Origin of the sequence: Phocaeicola barnesiae DSM 18169 = JCM 13652 (assembly GCF_000374585.1) — a bacterium.
Taxonomy (GTDB): Bacteria; Bacteroidota; Bacteroidia; order Bacteroidales; family Bacteroidaceae; genus Phocaeicola; species Phocaeicola barnesiae.
Map to the genome: position 1 here is coordinate 53,365 of NZ_KB894648.1, position 18,626 is coordinate 71,990.

16 protein-coding genes and 2 pseudogenes are annotated in these 18,626 nt (G+C 43.0%); 13 read left to right on the plus strand and 5 right to left on the minus strand.

The window, feature by feature from the left end; genetic code table 11:
* Positions 1-246 precede the first annotated feature (246 nt).
* From C510_RS0107330 to C510_RS0107345, 4 genes are all read left to right on the plus strand, one after another.
* Entirely contained in the window at positions 247-951 is a 705-nt protein-coding gene (locus C510_RS0107330; RefSeq protein ID WP_018710693.1) for a hypothetical protein, read from the plus strand.
* Positions 952-1,007: 56 nt separating this feature from the next.
* Positions 1,008-1,364, plus strand: a complete 357-nt coding sequence (locus tag C510_RS0107335; RefSeq protein ID WP_018710694.1) for a P-II family nitrogen regulator — start codon at positions 1,008-1,010, stop codon at positions 1,362-1,364.
* 49 nt (positions 1,365-1,413) lie between these two features.
* Positions 1,414-2,676 (plus strand): ammonium transporter, encoded by a 1,263-nt coding sequence (locus C510_RS0107340; RefSeq protein ID WP_025892310.1) that lies wholly within the window; start codon positions 1,414-1,416, stop codon positions 2,674-2,676.
* Positions 2,677-2,765: 89 nt separating this feature from the next.
* Positions 2,766-4,955 (plus strand): glutamine synthetase III family protein, encoded by a 2,190-nt coding sequence (locus C510_RS0107345; protein ID WP_026320141.1) that lies wholly within the window; start codon positions 2,766-2,768, stop codon positions 4,953-4,955.
* A 130-nt stretch (positions 4,956-5,085) separates the two neighbouring features.
* Here the strand turns inward: C510_RS0107345 and C510_RS0107350 are convergent, their stop codons facing one another.
* Positions 5,086-6,204: a DUF362 domain-containing protein gene (locus C510_RS0107350; protein WP_018710697.1), complete on the minus strand. Its 1,119-nt coding sequence runs from the start codon at positions 6,202-6,204 to the stop codon at positions 5,086-5,088.
* A gap of 262 nt (positions 6,205-6,466) precedes the next feature.
* Between C510_RS0107350 and C510_RS0107355 the strand changes: the two genes are divergently transcribed.
* The 6 genes from C510_RS0107355 to istB all read left to right on the plus strand — a co-directional run bounded on the left by C510_RS0107355 (position 6,467) and on the right by istB (position 11,827).
* Positions 6,467-6,907 (plus strand): hypothetical protein, encoded by a 441-nt coding sequence (locus C510_RS0107355; protein WP_025892311.1) that lies wholly within the window; start codon positions 6,467-6,469, stop codon positions 6,905-6,907.
* A gap of 15 nt (positions 6,908-6,922) precedes the next feature.
* Positions 6,923-7,348: a hypothetical protein gene (locus C510_RS0107360; protein ID WP_025892312.1), complete on the plus strand. Its 426-nt coding sequence runs from the start codon at positions 6,923-6,925 to the stop codon at positions 7,346-7,348.
* A gap of 197 nt (positions 7,349-7,545) precedes the next feature.
* The gene (locus tag C510_RS0107365; protein ID WP_018710700.1) at positions 7,546-8,454 is read left to right on the plus strand and encodes a helix-turn-helix transcriptional regulator; all 909 of its coding nucleotides are present in this window, start codon (positions 7,546-7,548) and stop codon (positions 8,452-8,454) included.
* A 391-nt stretch (positions 8,455-8,845) separates the two neighbouring features.
* On the plus strand, positions 8,846-9,160 hold the full coding sequence (locus C510_RS0107370; RefSeq protein WP_018710701.1) for a hypothetical protein: 315 nt from the start codon (positions 8,846-8,848) through the stop codon (positions 9,158-9,160).
* A gap of 340 nt (positions 9,161-9,500) precedes the next feature.
* Complete coding sequence (gene istA, locus C510_RS0107375; RefSeq protein WP_018710702.1) at positions 9,501-11,042, plus strand: IS21 family transposase; 1,542 nt, start codon at positions 9,501-9,503, stop codon at positions 11,040-11,042.
* A 29-nt stretch (positions 11,043-11,071) separates the two neighbouring features.
* Positions 11,072-11,827: an IS21-like element helper ATPase IstB gene (gene istB / locus C510_RS16260; protein WP_025892313.1), complete on the plus strand. Its 756-nt coding sequence runs from the start codon at positions 11,072-11,074 to the stop codon at positions 11,825-11,827.
* A gap of 238 nt (positions 11,828-12,065) precedes the next feature.
* On the opposite strand, the gene C510_RS0107390 is transcribed toward istB, so the two are convergent.
* Together C510_RS0107390 and C510_RS0107395 are read right to left on the minus strand one after the other, a co-directional pair.
* Positions 12,066-13,274, minus strand: coding sequence for a hypothetical protein (locus C510_RS0107390; RefSeq protein WP_018710705.1), 1,209 nt, complete (start codon positions 13,272-13,274; stop codon positions 12,066-12,068).
* A 3-nt stretch (positions 13,275-13,277) separates the two neighbouring features.
* Positions 13,278-13,940 (minus strand): helix-turn-helix domain-containing protein, encoded by a 663-nt coding sequence (locus tag C510_RS0107395; RefSeq protein ID WP_018710706.1) that lies wholly within the window; start codon positions 13,938-13,940, stop codon positions 13,278-13,280.
* Positions 13,941-14,382: 442 nt separating this feature from the next.
* Here C510_RS0107395 and C510_RS0107400 point away from each other — a divergent pair, with 442 nt between their 5' ends.
* Both C510_RS0107400 and C510_RS0107405 read left to right on the plus strand, forming a co-directional pair.
* Positions 14,383-15,066 carry a hypothetical protein gene (locus C510_RS0107400; protein ID WP_018710707.1) on the plus strand — a complete coding sequence of 228 codons (684 nt, stop codon included), beginning with the start codon at positions 14,383-14,385 and terminating at the stop codon, positions 15,064-15,066.
* On the plus strand, positions 15,054-15,716 hold the full coding sequence (locus C510_RS0107405) for a hypothetical protein (RefSeq protein ID WP_018710708.1): 663 nt from the start codon (positions 15,054-15,056) through the stop codon (positions 15,714-15,716). The genes C510_RS0107400 and C510_RS0107405 overlap by 13 nt, the downstream gene beginning before the upstream one ends.
* Before the next feature lie 243 nt (positions 15,717-15,959).
* Here the strand turns inward: C510_RS0107405 and C510_RS17950 are convergent.
* A pseudogene (locus C510_RS17950) lies at positions 15,960-16,294 on the minus strand (type II toxin-antitoxin system death-on-curing family toxin); the annotation flags it as partial.
* Positions 16,295-16,661: 367 nt separating this feature from the next.
* On the opposite strand from C510_RS17950, the gene C510_RS16270 reads away from it, so the two are divergent.
* The gene (locus C510_RS16270; protein WP_018710709.1) at positions 16,662-18,317 is read left to right on the plus strand and encodes an ATP-binding protein; all 1,656 of its coding nucleotides are present in this window, start codon (positions 16,662-16,664) and stop codon (positions 18,315-18,317) included.
* 120 nt (positions 18,318-18,437) lie between these two features.
* Here the strand turns inward: C510_RS16270 and C510_RS17490 are convergent.
* A pseudogene (locus tag C510_RS17490) lies at positions 18,438-18,626 on the minus strand (phosphoribosylaminoimidazolesuccinocarboxamide synthase); the annotation flags it as partial.

An 18,626-nucleotide genomic window follows, 5' to 3' on the forward strand; every position in this document is an offset into this window, starting at 1 on the left:
CAGATTGATATTGTGTGTAATTTTTTCTAGGAAAAAGAAAGCATTTTTATTTGTATCATTTCAAAAAGCTATAACTTTGCATCAAACAAAAACAAAATAACAACAATACAATTAAATAGGTTTTCAAAAAGAAAGTTTTCAAGGGTAGTATGCAATACAACTGACGAGTGCTGCAATACAAAGAAAAGTGTGAATGAATCCGGATAAGACACGCTATGCAATGTTTAACTAAAACGGTAAAAGCAAATGGATAGAAAGGTAAAGACAGGTGCATGGCTGTTGGTGTTAGCCGCAGCGGTACCGGTAGGGGTACAGGCCCAGGGTAAAGTAGAAGCATCGGTAGGTGCAGATCTTGTATCGGGATATATTTGGCGTGGACAGGATTTGGGAAATGTAAGTATCCAGCCTTCCGCATCGATATCCTATCGTGGATTCTCTTTGTCTGGATGGGGTTCTGTAGGTTTTGAAAAAGAAGATACCAAAGAATTCGACCTGACTTTTGGTTATGCACACAAAGGTTTCAGTGTTTCGGTAACTGATTACTGGTTTAATTCTGGTCCCGGTTACTTCCACTACGGAAGCACAAATACAAGCCATGTGTTCGAAGTGCAGGTAGGTTATGATTTTGGTCTGCTGGCATTGAACTGGTATACGAATTTTGCCGGAAACGATGGCGTGAATAAGGATGGCGACCGTGCCTATTCATCTTATCTTTCAGTAGTTGCGCCCTTCAAACTGGGCGGGCTGGACTGGACAGCAGGGATAGGTGCTACACCTTGGGCGAACACTTTCTATAATGGGGGAGCGTCTGGCTTTGAGGTTTGTGACATTAGTGTCGGTGTATCGAAAGAAATCGGCATTACCGATTCGTTCTCGTTGCCGCTGTTTGCCAAATTCACCTGGAACCCGGCTACGGAAGGCGCCTATTTTGTAGGTGGTATCAGTTTCTGACCCTTATAAGAGATAGAAATAAACGAGCAAATACATGAACAAATACAATACAAGGTATGAAAAAGATTGAAGCAATTATCCGTAGAACCAAGTTCGAAGATGTAAAGGAGGCCTTACTGGCAGCCGACATTGAATGGTTCTCGTATTACGATGTAAGAGGTGTAGGTAAAACACGTGAAGGGCGTATCTACCGTGGGGTTGTGTATGATACCAGTTCTATTGAACGGATCCTGATTTCCATTGTGGTGCGTGATAAGAATGTGGAGAAGACCATACAGGCCGTCATGAAAGCTGCGCGTACAGGTGAAATCGGTGATGGACGTATTTTTGTGATTCCGGTGGAAGACTCTATCCGAATCCGTACCGGTGAACGGGGGGATATTGCTCTTTACAATGCCGAACAGGAGAAATAAGAATTTTATAAGCTACTATACAAAACATTTACAACTAAAACGAATGGATATGGATACAACTATGATACTAGATTCAGGGAACACGGCTTGGATAATTGTAGCCACCCTGCTCGTCCTATTGATGACTATTCCGGGTATTGCCTTGTTTTATGGTGGATTGGTCAGACAGAAAAATGTTTTGAGCATTATCATGCAGAGTCTGCTGATAGTAGGAGCGGTCAGTATACTCTGGATAGCATTCGGTTACAGTTTTGTCTTTGGCAGCAGTCTGATGAATACAGACAGTATCTGGAGACATTTCATCGGAGGTTTCGATAAACTTTTTCTACAGGGAATTACTACATCGACCCTGACTACAGGTAACATACCGGAACTGGTGTTTGTTCTTTTCCAGTGTATGTTTGCCATCATTACGCCGGCCCTGATTTTGGGAGCTTTTGCCGAGCGTATCAAGTTTGCTGGTTTCCTGGTGTTTACAGTACTCTGGAGCATTCTGGTTTACATGCCGATGGCACACTGGGTATGGGGAGGAGGATTTCTCCAGCAGATGGGAGCTATCGATTTTGCCGGTGGAACAGTGGTGCACATCAATGCCGGTATCGCAGCTTTGGTTATGGCTGTCCTGATAGGGAGACGGCGTGATTATAAGATCGGACATCCTATGGCTCCGCATAACATTACTTTCGTCTTCATGGGAACTGCCTTTCTGTGGCTGGGATGGTTCGGTTTCAATGCCGGAAGTGGCCTCTGTGCCGACGGTATTGCCGCCAACGCTTTTCTGGTGACACACCTGGCTACTTGTGTGGCTGCACTTACTTGGATGGCTATTGACTGGATTTATAACAAGAAACCGACTACGGTAGGTGCCTGTACTGGTGCTGTATCAGGATTGGTAGCTATTACACCGGCAGCTGGAAGTACCGATATCCTGGGAGCCTTTTTCATCGGACTGATAACCCCGATTGTTTGTTTTTACATGGTGGCTGTTATCAAACCTAAATTCAAATACGATGATACCCTCGATGCTTTCGGTGTACATGGAGTAGGCGGTATCATTGGTTCTATCCTGACGGGTGTCTTTGCCACTCAGTTCATCACTGGTGAAGGAGGAGTGAAGGGAGCTCTTTACGGTGATTGGCATCAGTTGGGTGTACAGCTTGTAGCTACCTTGATTTCCATTGTATTCAGTGCGGTTATGACTTATCTGCTGTTTAAGGTAACCGACAGACTGGTTGGTATCCGGGTAGATAAACGGGTGGAAGAAGAAGGATTGGATATCTATGAACATGGAGAATCCGCTTATAACCGATAATTGATACCGGAAAGGCTCAACGGTCTTTCCGGAGCAATAAAAGATAAATAACAAATATGAATAACAACTAACGAAAAGATTGAAACATGATGACAAGTTTAAGATTCAGTGTCGTTGAGAAGGCGTTTCAGGCCAAGCCGCAGCCAGTGGCTGTTCCTGATTGCCGACCGAGTGAATATTTTGGTAAATACGTGTTCAACCGTGAAAAGATGTTCAAGTATCTGCCCAGTACCGTTTACGCCCGTCTGGTGGATGCTATGGACAATGGAGCTCCGATGGACCGGGACATTGCTGATGAAGTAGCAGCCGGTATGAAACGTTGGGCCAGCGAATTGGGGGTTACACATTATACACACTGGTTTCAGCCGCTGACGGAAGGTACCGCCGAAAAGCACGATGCTTTTGTAGAACATGACGGAAAAGGTGGAATGATGGAAGAATTTTCCGGAAAACTGCTGGTACAACAGGAACCGGATGCTTCTTCTTTCCCGAATGGTGGTATTCGAAATACTTTCGAGGCTCGTGGTTATAGTGCATGGGACCCTTCTTCTCCGGTCTTTGTCGTAGATGACACATTGTGCATCCCGACTGTATTCATCGCTTATACCGGTGAGTCTCTGGACTATAAAGCTCCATTGCTGAAAGCCCTGAGTGCGGTCAATAAGGCAGCTGTAGATGTCTGCCATTATTTCGATCCGGATGTGAAGAAGGTAATGGCTTATCTGGGATGGGAACAGGAATATTTCCTGGTAGACGAAGGATTGTATGCCGCCCGTCCAGACTTGTTGCTCACCGGACGCACATTGATGGGACACGAGGCTTCCAAGAACCAGCAACTGGAAGATCATTATTTCGGAGCCATTCCGAGCCGTGTGGCTGCTTTCATGAAGGATTTGGAAATCCAGGCTTTGGAACTGGGTATTCCGGTGAAGACCCGTCATAATGAAGTGGCTCCGAACCAGTTCGAACTGGCGCCTATCTTCGAGGAATGTAACCTGGCAGTCGACCATAACATGCTTATCATGTCATTGATGCGGAAAATCGCCCGCAACCACGGTTTCCGTGTGCTGTTGCACGAGAAACCTTTCAAGGGAGTGAACGGTTCCGGTAAACACAACAACTGGTCATTGGGTACCGATACGGGAGTCCTGCTGATGGCTCCGGGCAAGACCGCTGAAGAGAACCTGCGTTTCATTATCTTCATTGTCAACACCCTGATGGCTGTCTACCGTCACAACGGACTGCTGAAGGCTTCCATCATGAGTGCCACCAATGCTCATCGTCTGGGAGCCAACGAAGCACCTCCTGCCATTATTTCTTCTTTCTTGGGCGACCAACTGAGTAAGGTGCTCGACCACATGGAGGAAAGTACAAGTGATGATCTGGTGTCTTTGGGTGGCAAACACGGGCTGAAACTGGATATTCCGCAGATTCCGGAACTGCTGATTGACAATACCGACCGTAACCGTACTTCGCCGTTCGCCTTCACCGGCAACCGTTTCGAGTTCCGTGCGGTGGGTTCGGAAGCCAACTGCGCCAGCGCTATGATTGCCCTGAATACAGCAGTAGCCGAACAGTTGGTTATCTTCAAAACAGAAGTGGATGCACTGATTGAAAAGGGAGAACCTAATATTTCTGCCATCGTACAGGTATTGCGTAAATATATCAAAGAATGTAAGCCTATCCGTTTCGACGGCAACGGTTATAGCGATGAATGGAAAGAAGAAGCTGCCCGCCGCGGACTGGATTGCGAAACCAGTTGCCCGGTTATCTTCGACAATTATCTGAAACCGGAAAGCATCCGTATGTTCGAGTCGACCGGCGTCATGACCCGCAAGGAGCTGGAAGCCCGTAACGAGGTGAAATGGGAAACCTATACCAAGAAGATTCAGATTGAAGCCCGTGTGTTGGGTGATCTGGTCATGAACCACATCGTTCCGGTTGCTACTGAGTACCAGAGCAAACTGATAGATAATGTATTCAAAATGAAAGGGCTGTTCTGTGAAGAAGAGGCTGCCAGCCTGTCTGCCGAAAACATCGCTCTTATCAAGAAGATAGCCGAGCATACTTCTTATATCAAGGAGCATGTAGATGCAATGGTGGCTGCCCGAAAGGTGGCCAATAAGATTGCCGACGAGCGTGAAAAGGCTATCGCCTATCATGATACCATCGCTCCGATGTTGGAACAGATCCGTTACCACATTGATAAATTGGAACTGATAGTAGACGACCAGATGTGGACTTTGCCGAAATATCGGGAGTTGCTATTCATTAGATAATCTTTTATTGATTAATCAGATTACCAGGAAGTTTATTTCTATTGGTCGTTTGATGGCCCGGGTTCTCCGTGAGGAAAGCCCGGGCTTTTTTATAAATAGATAAACAGAACTGCTGTTTTTATCGGCAAAATCAGACAATCAGTTCGTAGTTTCGTGTACCGATTCCGATGGCTTCGGCATGTTCAAGTCCGGCTTGCCAATTGGTATTAGGATGAATCAGGTGGAACTTGTCGCAACCGCACAAGTCCTCATGTTCGTGTTTGTTGGCCAGTACGTTGTTGCTGTGCAGCACGGGGGTGTTGTTTACCAAATCGGCACATGCCTGGTCTAATGCTACAGGATCGGTAGAGGCCAAGATACCCAGGTCTGGGATAATAGCTGCGTCGTTGTGGTTCCAGCAGTCGCATTCGGGAGAGACATTCATCACGAAGCTGATGTGAAAGTGAGGTTTGTCCTTCAGTACGGCTTTGGTGTACTCGGCAATCTTGTAGTTCATGTTTTCTGAGGTATCCCAACTGCCGACCACGGCACCATCGTGCTGGCACAAGGCTACACACTGTCCGCAACCCACACATTTCGTATAGTCAATTTCCGCTTTCCGATCGGCGTTCAGGTGGACAGCATCGTGGGCGCAATGTTTTACACAGATGTTGCATCCGATGCAGTTCTCTGTTTCAATTTTCGGTTGTGCCGATGCGTGCAGCTCCAGCTTGCCGGGAACAGCGGCGCTTCCCATGCCCAGATTTTTCAGGGCACCGCCGAATCCTGCCTGTTCGTGTCCCTTGAAGTGAGTCATGCTGATGACAATGTCGGCATCGGCGATGGCAGCCCCGATTTTAGGTGCTTTGCAGTATTGACCGTCGATGGGGATTTCCCGGTATTCCGTTCCTTTCAGTCCGTCGGCAATGATGACCTGGCATTGGGCCGAGATAGGGTTGAAGCCGTTTTCCATGGCACTTTCCAAATGGTCGACCGCATTAGACCGGCGTCCGGAGTAGAGGGTATTGCTGTCTGTCAGAAACGGTTTGGCCCCGTAGCTCCGCAACAGGTTGGCCAGACGTGCCGCATAATTGGGACGGATGTAGGCCAGGTTGCCCGGTTCGCCGAAATGTATCTTGATGGCAACAAAACTGTCTTTCAATGGCAGTTGTGCGATACCTGCCTTCTTGACCAACCGCTCCATTTTATCGAGCAGGTTCGAAGTAGGAGAAGTACGCAGGTCTGTGAAATAGACTTTTGCTTTTTCCATGTAGCTTTTAGGATTGGTGAATGTCTACAAAGATACGAAAAATGATTGTATGGGTTCTCAGATTTGGTGGTTTATCATTGTTCGGAGAGAAAATAGTTCCGACGTTTTGTAGCTTTTCATACAGTGATGTGCCGACTGATTTCTTGACAGATTTTTAGTTCCTGATGGAGTATCGTTTGTTTTTCACCAATTTTGGAGGCTTGCACCCGAATCCGGTGCATCCGGCCTTTACTTTTGCCGAAAATCAAAAACGAGAAGAAGTATGAAAGAGATGACAGAAAAACTATCCCTTTTGTGGGGAATGATGCTTGCGGTAAACATGTATGTTTTGTTTGTCTGTTTGGGTGTATTCGGTGGTTTCGATTCTTTTATCAGAGGGTTGGATGGCCTGGAGATAATCCTTTCAGTGGGCACATTGCTGGCTGGCTATCTGTGTTGTGAAGGCTGTATGAAGCATTGGGGCGGAAAAAGAGTACGGAAAGTGTATCCGGCAAAGGTTTTCCTTGGCATGATAGTGGTAGCTGTAGCCTATTTGTTGGCCATAGTGATAAAGCCATCCAGTGGGAAAGACGAGTTGATACGGGCGATGTCTTCCTTCGATTTCTGCTTGTTGGTCTGTGTGGAGTTTGTATTCGGAACATTGATGGTTTTCATGATTCGATTTTTTGAAAGCCTGTTTTTGTCCAATGGAAGTGAGAACTAATTAAAAGAACCGTATATGAGAAAATGTAGTTTGATATGTCTGTTGCTTTTCTGCGTGCTGGCAGGAAAGGCACAAGTGAAGAAACAGGTATTAATGAATGTGTATGCCACCAATGCGGGGCTGGCAGCGTTGGATGGTGACGAGGCTCTTAGAAAGGCTCAGTTGGTTACCTCGAACGGTGCGACCATTGAGTATGACCTGGCGAAAAAGGAAATCCGTCTGCGTATCCATCTTCCTGAGAAACATGACTTGTTTTACATCGATAAAGTAGAAAAGGACAGCAATGGGAACACCGTCTACCAGTGTACCGGGGCCGCTCAGCAAGGTAAGGTTGAGATTGTAGCCTTTCAGTCGGGCGATGTGATATTGGCTGCGATTGACCGCGGTGTCATTTTCATGATTTCCAACAAATCCAAACTGGAAATGCTGGAAGGAGAGTGATGAAAGAGCCCGGTGAAAAACGAACGTTCGTTTTACATCAGACAAACGGATGTTTTACATCAAACGAACGTTCGTTTAACTTTATCTGTCCGTTCGTTTTTTATGTAAACAAACGGATGTGTTTTTTTTTGACCTTGCACACAGATTTGATGCAATATTCTCCTATTTTTGTGGAAAGAAATCTAAATTGCTGTACGATGAAAAACAGAATCAGTATATGGCTGGTGAGTCTGCTGCTCCGGCGCAAGCGGATTACGTTGAAAGACATTCAGAAGGCTTGGGAGGAGTATAGCGATGAATACGGTATCGAACTGCACCGCAATACCTTCATGAAATACAAACGTCTGGCCGAAGAGATGTTCGACATCAACATCGAGTGCGACCGCCGCACAAATGAGTATTACATCGATGCGCCGGAAGAAATCAACCGCTCACCGTTGAACCAATGGCTCATCCGGACTACTGCTTCTTCGGACGTGATTTCCCGTAGGAGAAAACTGGACGACCGGATTGTTCTGGAGATGACCTTCGGGGGCGAGGAACACCTGGATGTCCTGACCGAAGCGATGATGAAGAACAAGTGTGTAACCATCGTGTATCATTCCTATTGGGGAGAAGCCACAACCTTTACCGTGGAACCTTATTTCATCAAGTTCTTCAAGCAGCGCTGGTACCTGATAGGGTTCTGCCGCGAGCGTGAAGGGGTACGGGTCTATTCATTCGACCGTATGGACAGTGCCGAGTTGAGTACGGAAGGCTTCAGAATGTCTCCCGAACATACGCCGCAGGTGATGTTCAACGATACGTATGGCATCATCAACGACGATACCCGGGTGGAGAATGTCATCTTGAAATTCAATCTGAAGCAAGGTAACTACATCCGTACCCGTCCTCTCCATCATAGTCAGGAACTGGTGTCGCAGGACGAGGATTCGATGACCTTCCGGTTGAGGCTCAAACCTACCCTCGATTTCGTGCAGGAACTGCTTTCCTACGGTTCCACCTTGCAGGTGCTGGCTCCGGAATCCTTGGTTCAGGAGATGCGCAGAACGGTGAATGAGCTGTGTGCGTTGTACCGGCAGGAGGATAGGGGTGTAGAAAGCTGATAAAAAGCATAAAAGCGGATTTTTGCCCATAATAATATTCATGAAAAGAGCGTCATATTGAACAAAAAATGTATATTTGCAGAGCATCGGCCGGAGAAATGGCCGGTGGAGTATGTGAAAGCGTTTTTTGCTTTATCCTAAAATCGAAATCGCCAAATTTTAGTAGAGGGATAGAGACAATATGGCGCTCATACGTTTTGTATATGTATGTCTGTACAGCCTGTGCTGTATAGTACCCTTACATACCGGAACGGCGTGAGTATTGTTTCTTTATTCATTTCTACGGGGCGTTTGGCGATGCCTGATTTTGATGAGTGAGGTAGGCAATGGGCTCACGCTTTTTTAGTTTAGTGATTTTTTATGTTTGTATAATTCTAAAAGTTGTTCTTGTATGAAAGGTAAAGTCATTTGGATTGAAGATGGAGTAAATGAGGTTGTGGAATATGGAACAGGTTGCCATATTGATAATAGTTACAACCATTGGGTGTCTGCAACAGTGAGAGATAGACAAGGTGAAGAATATGATGTGGATATAACTGATGATGTTTACGCATATTTTGATTGTGAAAGATTGTCTAGAAGAATGATTGGTGAAGTTATAAACGGTTTAAAAGGGGTTATTGTTGATTTTTATGCCGAAAACGGAGCATACCCACCCACTCTGAACGGCTTAATCCATCCAGTTTTACCGCTAAATTGGCCTTGAAAAGTGCCTGAAAAACGGAGTATATCCGTTCATTTCAGCTAAAAACGCCACAAAACGCCATAAAAAACGGAGCATATCCGTTCAGTGGTTTTGGATTACGATAAAATGTCCGTTTTAGTATACAGAAATCGGAGTATATCCGTTCAGAGATAAGAATGTAATGATACAATAATAAGTTGTTTACATTCGAAAAACGGAGCATATCCGTTCACCTTCTCACAGAAACGACAATGCCTGCATAAAAAACGTGGTATGTCCGTTCACTTTCCACTCTTTCCCGTATCTTGTATGCAGAATATAATCTTCATACAATACGACTATGGCAGGAAAAAGTAAGAATATGAGCCAGATCAAACAACTTCTTCTACTAAAGAAGAGCGGAATCTCCAACCGCAAGGCTGCCGATATAATCGGCATGAACAAGGAGACAGTGAACAACTACATGAACAAGGTCAACGCTGACAGCCTGAGCCTTGATGAACTTATCAGGTTGGATGATCCCATTCTTGAGCACCGTCTCAAGGGCGGCAATCCTGCATATAGCGACAAGCGTTTTGAAACATTCAAAGCCCTTCTTCCATATCTTCAGGAGGAGATGAAGCGCAAGCACGTCACGCTGAAGCTGCTTTGGGAGGAATACCGTAATGAGCATCCGGATGACCACTACAGCCTGACACAGTTCCGTTTTCATTACAATCAGAACACAGAGGCCAGGAAGGAGTCGCCATCCACCATACTTGCCGACATGCGTACGGGCGGCGAAAAGCTTTTCCTCGATTTTGCCGGTGATACTATGGGATACGTTGACATGGAAACCGGTGAGGTCGTCCAGTGTCAGGCTTTTGTAGCCACTCTGCCTGCAAGCGACTACGGTTATATCCTCTTCGTACGTTCACAGCGTACAGAAGACTTTGTATATGCCATAACGCAGTGCCTGAAACATCTTGGCGGCGTACCAAAGATGCTTGTCCCTGACAACCTTAAAGCTGCTGTTGTCAAGACCGACAGATATGAGCCTTCACTTAACCGTGTAATGGAGGATATGGCCAATCATTACGGTACGGTCATCATACCGGCACGTCCCGTACACCCTAAAGATAAAAGCAACGTGGAAGGGACCGTGAGGCTTGTCTATATGCGTGTGTTTGCCGAACTCCGCAATGAAACCTTCTATTCACTGGAAGAGCTTAACTGGGCAGCCTCACTCAAAATGAAAGCGCACAACCAGAAACGCATGCAAAAGCATCCTTACACGCGTGAAGAACGGTTCCTTGCCGTAGACAAGCCAAATCTTATGCCACTGCCTGACAGAGATTTTGAAATTGTATCATATACCGATTTGAAGGTGTCAACCAACTGCTGTATCTATCTTGGACGTGACCAGCACTATTATACAGTACCGTATCAGTATATATCCAAAACCGCACATGTCGCATATACACGCACACTGGTAAAAGTATATGTGGACGGTGAACTTGTAGCCACTCACCTACGTGATTACAACAGGGGAAAGTATACTATCGTAAAGGAGCATCTTGCAAGCAACTCCCGGGAATACAGAGGGATGAGTGCAAAATCATACATAGAGCGTGCCGAGCGTGCATCCGGCATACTTGGAGATGTAATCCGCCGCATATTTTATTCTTCCACAATGCCTCCGGAGACTCATTACAAGACCTGCGACGGGCTTCTAAACCTGCAAAGGAGCAGTGATCCGGCCGTCTTCCAGAAAGCCTGCGAGACAGCCTTGGAAGTAGACAGATGCAGCTACCGCTTTATCCGTTTACTGGTAGAGAGCAAGTGTGCCGGTGTGGGGCAACCTTCATCTTCCTTTGCTCCTCCGCAGCACTGTAATATCCGTGGAAAAGCACAGTTCAAATGACAGACTTCTAACACTCAAAACCAATAACGATGGATGAAATTATCAATGCTCTAAGAAACCTTAAGATGCCCGGAATGGCCCATTACTGGGCTACCATGCAGGAGACGCGACAGGTAGAGTCGCTCTCCTTGAAAGACGGTCTGCAACTGCTTATACAGGCTGAACTGGACAACCGGAATCAAAGCCGGAATGCCCGTCTGATAAAAAAAGCACACTTCCGTTATCAGGCTTCCATAAGTGAAGTTATCTATGACTGCAAGCGTGGCGTGGACAAGCAGAAAGTACTTAATCTTGCCACTTGTGACTATGTGAAAAACGGGGTATCCATACTTATTACGGGTGCTGCCGGTACCGGTAAAAGCTGGTTGGGTACAGCGTTTGGTCATCAGGCCTGCATGAACGGATATAAGGTTGCTTATTATAACCTGTACAGGCTCTTCGAGGAAATAAGCCTTGCCCGCATATCCAGTACCCTGCATCGTTTCTTCGCCAAGCTGGCACAGACTGACCTGCTTATACTGGACGACTTCGGCATGAAAGTTCTTGACGGACAACAGTTACTTGACTTTATGGAGATTATAGAAGACCGCCATGGACAAAAAGCTACGATCATCATATCACAACTGCCGGTTGCCAACTGGTACGATGTGATGAAAGACAACACGACTGCAGCTGATGCAATATTAGACAGATTGGTACACACAAGTGTGCGCTTCGAGCTACAAGGCAGCAGTTTACGTCAAAAAAGACATCAAAACTGCAACGTTACAGACGAAAATCAATAAATTTGCATCGCCATAGGTAAAGAGTATGAAAAGTGAACGGATATCACCGTTTTGGGTGAACGGATATCAACCGTTTTCAGCAATTTTTATTACGATGAAGAAGACGAAGAGTATTTGCTTGATGGCGATTTGTCTGATTATATGTGAGTTTTGCTGAATAGGTAGTAGTGCTTCAATCAGTGGGCCCTGAAAATTACTCTGACCACTGATTGGAACACTACCCTTTGAATTTTTAATATTATTCGATTGCAGTCACTTCCTTTACATATTTTTTTATGGTACCATTGTCGTCTATGTATAGATAATTGGTAATTGGTTGGCTGACAAACAAATAAGTATTGTTAATCAGTGTCTCTGTCTGTTGAAACTTAGTTTCACACTCTTCTTTAAGTTTATTTATTTTATTTTTACTAAGAAATGAACTTTCTGCTTCTAGCTCTAAATACTTAAGCACATCATGTTTAACCATCTTGAATATTGAGACATAATTATTCCATGAACTAAGTTTAATTTTGGTAGAGGCATTATGCACATCTTCTGTTTTGTTAAGATTCATTGCTATTTTTAATAATATGATTTTGGCAAAGTAATTTAATAGTTCGGCACGCATAACAATATCAAAGTAAGTAAAGAAGCTACTTTCATTTAATTTTGATACTTTATTTTTAGCTTCTTCAAAATCATTCCAGTTTGATGTTACATTCAGGTCAATATTGTTTTCTAAGTTATTTTGATATGTGCCTAATGTGATTTCTATTTCATCTGCAGCATCTTCAGCTGATTTGAAATCTAAATCACAAAATTTAGTTTTACTATCAATTTCTTTTAACCTATTATATTTTGTTTCCAAAGTACTCAAATCCTTATTTATTGTATGACGTTCCATTTTTCTATTATGTTCATTTATCTTGTGCAACTCATTCCAAATACCATTCAGATAATATTGTGAGGTTAGAAGCGATAAACAGCTAAAAATAATCGAAGGTGCTAACTCACTTAATCCAACTTCTTTAAAGTTTGCTTGTTGCGAGATTTTTCCATTAGATGTAACGAATCCTCTCATAGCAGATGGATCTGTTGTAGATTTAGCCAATTCTGATAGTGGTATATCGCATTTAAGTAATCCAGAAAAAGAACCATTAATAATACTTGTTCTTACAAACTCACTACTTGTATTGCAAATCAATGATTTCCAATTATTTATTTCCGTTTCATCCATCGAGACTTCTTTAAAATTCTTTTCTAAATCTAAAGGATCTATTGACTCAACCACTACAGTATTGATAGTACCTTCATCATTATATTTAGTTATTGGCTTAGGTTGAGTTTCATCAACTTTCTGTTGAAGTGCTTTCTGTCCTTTAACTCGACATTTTTTTAATCCAATTCCTCCTAAAACAGCTAATCCTATGATAGCGATTATACCCTTTTTGTTGTTATTTTCCATAATTTAATATTTAAAATTTTTTATTATTTTTTTACTTAGCTCTTTAAAAGATTCTAGTGGCCTATCTTCTTTCAAGATATTAGATAATGCAACTCCTCCAACTGCACCAATAGCGGCAGAAATACCGGCACGTATTCCAGATGCAAGTAAACCAATCGGACCTGCAACTACACTACTTAAGGCTAAAGCTCCAAACAATAGTGTCCAAGTAGTTGTATTACTTTTCGTAGTAACTTTTTCTCCTGCATTCATAAGATATACCACCACAGATTTAAAATATGGGAAAGTCGATTGGTAATCGATAATATTATATTTTATAATATCTTCATATTCCTCTTCCGAATTTACATCTATGAATTGCTTTATTTGTTCAATCTCTGTAATGCGTATTATCTCGATTTTAGTCATTCGCATAACTTGGTCGAAACCAATACCTCGTTTTTTAAGAATTTCAGAAGTGTTTTGTGCTACCTGATAAATAGATTTGTATCGTTCTATATTTATTTCAAGAATATCAAAACACTTATTCAATGACTTCTCTGTTAAAGAGCCCTGTCCTTTGAGGTAGTTTCCTAATTGAGTAGGTGATGTCTCAATTAAACGAGCAAGGTTTGCTTGTGTCATACCACTCATTTTAAGTTTGTATGTGATGATTTCGTGTATCATGTTATCTTTTTTGTTTGTTTGATGCAAATATATATCATAATACGATATAATAATGAAATTTATAGTTAAAAATATTTAATATATTGGTTGGCCATTCTATTTCTTGTATCATGAACTTTTACCTTTTAGGAGAATGCTAGTGCATTTAGGGTATTAGAAAGTGATTGAATGCTTCAATGATTTTAAGGTATATTACTGTATTCGAATGGTGTCAATATACTAGAGCCAAGTTGTTGGGAGGGGTTGTTTATTTTTTTTGCTGCCTCATGGAATAAGTAATCCGATTGTTTTGAAGACCACAAGATAATTATACTGGAATTCTTGACTTTTGAATTGCTAGGGTATATTTATTCTGTAGGCCCTCATTAAGAATAAAAATTGTTACGGCATTATCAAGAAATTTCGTATACTTGCAACATTATATATCTTTTAAGAAACACTGATGATATATTCATACTCTAAGATAAAAACAGACCAGAATTACAATGAGGATTTCAAAACGTATTCTACACTTGGAGTGCTACAATTTCTTCCAGCTCAATTGTTTTGGAATATATTGAAGGCATCTGTAATAGGCAATCAAAATATGCCGAGTATAACAGGTGAAATGGTTCAAATCGACTTCTGGCCTAAATGGTATAACGTTCAAAATATTAAGGTTGTTTTGAATTCAACATACATTGAGCCTGATGTTTTCATTCGTTTTGAGAATTTTGATTGCGTAATAGAAGTCAAAAAGACCGATTCCTTTGGGCAACATTATGATCAATGGGAAAGTCAAATACAGGCATACCGTAACGAATATCCTGAAGGTAAGAAACTTATCTATATCGCACTTGGAGGAAACCAAATACTTGATGCTCCATCGCAAGAAAAATTTAGACATGTATATAAATCGACATGGCAACGGCTTATACGTGAGATTGACAAGGCTTTGCAAGAACGAGTTTCCGTCATATATAAGACAGAGACAATCAATTTAGAAATCAGAATTCTTCAATCCGTAATGGATGCCTTTGCCTGTTATAATGAATACGTAGTAGAGTTATTGGATACAATGAACATCCACTGTCAAGAAATTAAACAACCAACAAAAGAATCCTTGAAGCAATTATGGAAAATATAAATACATCTCAGGAACTCTTTGTAAATATCAGAAAATCAATCAGATTGTTGTATGAATATCAAAAGCGTATGCAAGGAACCATGTTCCATATTAAATCAGTTCTAAACCTTTCTCCGGCTGGACGAATTGAGGTTAATAAGTTATTTTCTTGTGCACCTCGTTTAAGTAAAGACTATGGAGAGACTCAACTTTCTAGAGGTAACTGGGCTTGGGACTATTTATACCCTATGGCCATGGAATATTATCTTGGAGAAAAGAAGGTAAATGGAGATGATTTCTGTTTATCTGCTATTCAAGTTACAGATGATGGATATTATAAAGCAAAACAACAAGATCTGCCAGTAGACAGGCTTGATACCTATACATACAGTTCTTCTGAAGACAGCAATAGTGTTGTTTTGTTTGTCATGGAAATTAAGCCAAATGATTCTTCATGGGCCAAGCGTTGGAAGCGTGATACGATGGAATATAACTTAAATAAGTGGATGATTGATTCTCGAACCATAATAGATGATATAACTAAACAGGGTAATCATTTTATTGTAATGAAGTTTTCTCTTACTGATTTATTGTCAGATACTTCTATATATAATGTCCTTTGTAAAATTAGCGAGCATTTACAAGAACTAACAGGAAAGGCCATAATTTGATCAGATACGGCAATGGCGTAATAGTATCTTGCTCTTTGAAGAAAAGAACAACAGATGCGAGTCCCCCTGTATGCGTATTCCAGTTGATATCCATTTAGCATTTCCGGTGATATCCGTTCAGTGTGCAGAGAGACTGTACTTGTCCCTTCCATGTCGTTTCCATGTTGCACATTATAATTGATTGTATAGCAAAGGTTGTACAAGCAACAGATAAGGATTTCAATCAAACAACGGCTGATCATTTTACATACAATTCATAACGATGCTAATCATCATTTCTTTCTCTTCGATGCGAGATTCAGCAATCATGATTGTAAGAGCAACCAGAGTATAGTCAGCTATTCGTTTGTTGCCATGCTCGTCGTAGAGAAATCCGTTCCTGTCCAGAAAATAGAGGAACAGAGTTGCTGCGATACGTTTGTTACCGTCACTGAAACTGTGGTTCTTGGTGACGAAATAAAGGAGTTTGCAGCTTTCTCTTCCAGAGACGGATAGACATCTTCGTCGCCAAAACTTTGATAAATGTTACCGATACTTCCTTTGAAAGAATCGTCTTTTTCATGACCGAACAGGTCTGAATCTGCATTGAAACGCATCTGGTCAATCAGCTTGCGGCATTCTTCATAGTTCAATACATAAATAGCTTTGTTGCCTTGCGGACGTTTCATGCACTGATGGTCATAATCGTCAAGTAAGGTGAGTGCGGTGTTGTAGTCTTCGATTACGCTGAGAATCTGTTGGGTGTCGGGATTGTTCTGTATACGTTTCATGATTTATATAGTTTTTTATATTCTTGTCAAACAGTACTGGCAGTAAATGCAGGTACTGTCGTACTATTTTCTGCAAAAATGAGTGAAGTCTGCACCTGAATTCGGTGCAAGCACCCCATACCTTTGCACACGAAATGAAAGCATAATTTGGTTAAACTAAGAATGACATACAATCATGAGCGCAAGAACACGGGTGAATTTGTTGGAAGCTATCGAACGGATAGCCGAGCGTGCGGAGGAATCCCAGCTAAGCAATGATTTTTTCGACAGTGTACATAAGGAGATGACGTATGTCTCTAATGTAATGGATTTGCATAACTATCAGGTTGCTTTGTTGTCTGTATTCATCAATCAGTGTTATGATGATAGAATAAAACTGAAGGAAATAGCCGAATACCTGGGTTGCAGGTTCGTGAAACTGCTTAAGTACCTGCATTACATTGATGATTTGGTGAAAAGAAGAATGCTGATATGCAGTAACCATCGGAAGAATGGAACGGCTACCTATCGTGTGCCAGAGGAGGTGGTAGATGCGTTGAGGCGGAACATTGTATATCAATATACCGTTCCTTCTGACTTGTCTGTCCATGAATTCTTTGAAGAATTGAGTAAAGTCTTCGAACGGAAGCGGAGTAACGAAAGTTCCTATGAGATGATGGAAGACGATGTAATGGAACTGCTAAAGCACAATCCGAAACTGGAATTTGTAAAGAAGTTCAAGGGGTTGAAACTGAAGAGTTTCGATCGGATACTACTCCTGTACATCTGTGTGCTGTATGTGGAGAACGATGACGATTCGGTGGATTTGTGCCAATTGGGGCGTATCACGGAAAGCAACTATCAGTTCAAGATGCTATCGAACCGGTTACAGCAGGGGCAGCATCCACTCATGCAGCGGGGGCTACTGGAATATGCTAATGAAGACGGCATGGCCAGTCGGGAGTCATTCAAGCTGACGGGACAGGCGAAGAGGGAACTGCTCTTCGGGGTACAGGGAGATTCTTCACTGAATACGGTCTATTCCGGCATGATGGATTATCGTACGTTACCCGAAAAGCAACTCTTCTACAATCCACAGGAAGCGGAACAGGTCCGCACACTGGCTGAATTGCTGGAGCAGGAGCATTTTGCAGGTATCTGTGCACGCCTTAAGGAAAAAGGGTTGCGCAACGGTATAGCTTGTCTGCTGTATGGGGCTCCCGGAACCGGAAAGACGGAAACGGTGTATCAGTTGGCCAGGCTTACCCAACGGGACATTATCCGGGTGAACATTCCCGAGATAAAGAGCTGTTGGGTGGGTGAGAGCGAGAAAAACATCCAGAAATTGTTCAGTCGGTACCGGACCATGGTGAATGAGTTAGAAAGGACTCCCATTCTGCTCTTTAACGAGGCGGATGCATTGATTAACAAGCGGATGGAAGGGGCGGAACGTGCGGTGGACAAGATGGAGAACTCTGTTCAGAACATCATCCTTCAGGAGATGGAGAGCTTGGAAGGAATCCTCATTGCCACTACCAACATTGTAGGGAATCTGGACAAGGCTTTCGAACGACGGTTTCTCTACAAGATAGCTTTCGAGAAGCCGGGGCTGGAGGCGAAGCGTGCCATCTGGCACTCCATGATACCGGAACTGACGGAAGAGGAGGTAGACAGTCTGGCTTCCACTTACGATTTCAGTGGAGGACAGATAGAAAACATCTGCCGTAAGCGTTCCATCGACCACATTCTTTGGGGAGATAAGGCATTGGGCCTTGATGCCTTGAAGGCGCATTGTGATTCGGAATTGCTGAACCGGAAGGACGAAGTTCGGAGAATCGGTTTCCGGGTATAGCCGTACTCTGGTGACTCCTTCGTGTATACATGACGGTATTTAGGACGCACGGGTCGTGCGTCCCTACTTGTCGACTTATCTTCCTTCTTTTCATATTCCGGTATGAAACGGCTGATTATTTCACATACAATTCATAACGATATTAATCATCATTTCTTTCTCTTCGATGCGAGATTCAGCAATCATGATTGTAAGAGCAACCAGGGTATAGTCGGCTATTCGTTTGTTGCCATGCTCGTCGTAGAGAAATCCGTTCCTGTCCAGAAAATAGAGGAACAGAGTTGCTGCGATACGTTTGTTACCGTCACT

Coding starts and splice junctions, on each gene's coding strand:
- C510_RS0107355 (WP_025892311.1), top strand. CDS start 6,467: ATGAAAGAGATGACAGAAAAACTATCCCTTTTGTGGGGAATGATGCTT.
- C510_RS0107335 (WP_018710694.1), top strand. CDS start 1,008: ATGAAAAAGATTGAAGCAATTATCCGTAGAACCAAGTTCGAAGATGTA.
- C510_RS0107330 (WP_018710693.1), top strand. CDS start 247: ATGGATAGAAAGGTAAAGACAGGTGCATGGCTGTTGGTGTTAGCCGCA.
- C510_RS0107395 (WP_018710706.1), bottom strand. CDS start 13,940: ATGATACACGAAATCATCACATACAAACTTAAAATGAGTGGTATGACA.
- istB (WP_025892313.1), top strand. CDS start 11,072: ATGGATGAAATTATCAATGCTCTAAGAAACCTTAAGATGCCCGGAATG.
- C510_RS16270 (WP_018710709.1), top strand. CDS start 16,662: ATGAGCGCAAGAACACGGGTGAATTTGTTGGAAGCTATCGAACGGATA.
- C510_RS0107345 (WP_026320141.1), top strand. CDS start 2,766: ATGACAAGTTTAAGATTCAGTGTCGTTGAGAAGGCGTTTCAGGCCAAG.
- C510_RS0107350 (WP_018710697.1), bottom strand. CDS start 6,204: ATGGAAAAAGCAAAAGTCTATTTCACAGACCTGCGTACTTCTCCTACT.
- istA (WP_018710702.1), top strand. CDS start 9,501: ATGAGCCAGATCAAACAACTTCTTCTACTAAAGAAGAGCGGAATCTCC.
- C510_RS0107370 (WP_018710701.1), top strand. CDS start 8,846: ATGAAAGGTAAAGTCATTTGGATTGAAGATGGAGTAAATGAGGTTGTG.
- C510_RS0107390 (WP_018710705.1), bottom strand. CDS start 13,274: ATGGAAAATAACAACAAAAAGGGTATAATCGCTATCATAGGATTAGCT.
- C510_RS0107360 (WP_025892312.1), top strand. CDS start 6,923: ATGAGAAAATGTAGTTTGATATGTCTGTTGCTTTTCTGCGTGCTGGCA.
- C510_RS0107400 (WP_018710707.1), top strand. CDS start 14,383: ATGATATATTCATACTCTAAGATAAAAACAGACCAGAATTACAATGAG.
- C510_RS0107405 (WP_018710708.1), top strand. CDS start 15,054: ATGGAAAATATAAATACATCTCAGGAACTCTTTGTAAATATCAGAAAA.
- C510_RS0107365 (WP_018710700.1), top strand. CDS start 7,546: ATGAAAAACAGAATCAGTATATGGCTGGTGAGTCTGCTGCTCCGGCGC.
- C510_RS0107340 (WP_025892310.1), top strand. CDS start 1,414: ATGGATACAACTATGATACTAGATTCAGGGAACACGGCTTGGATAATT.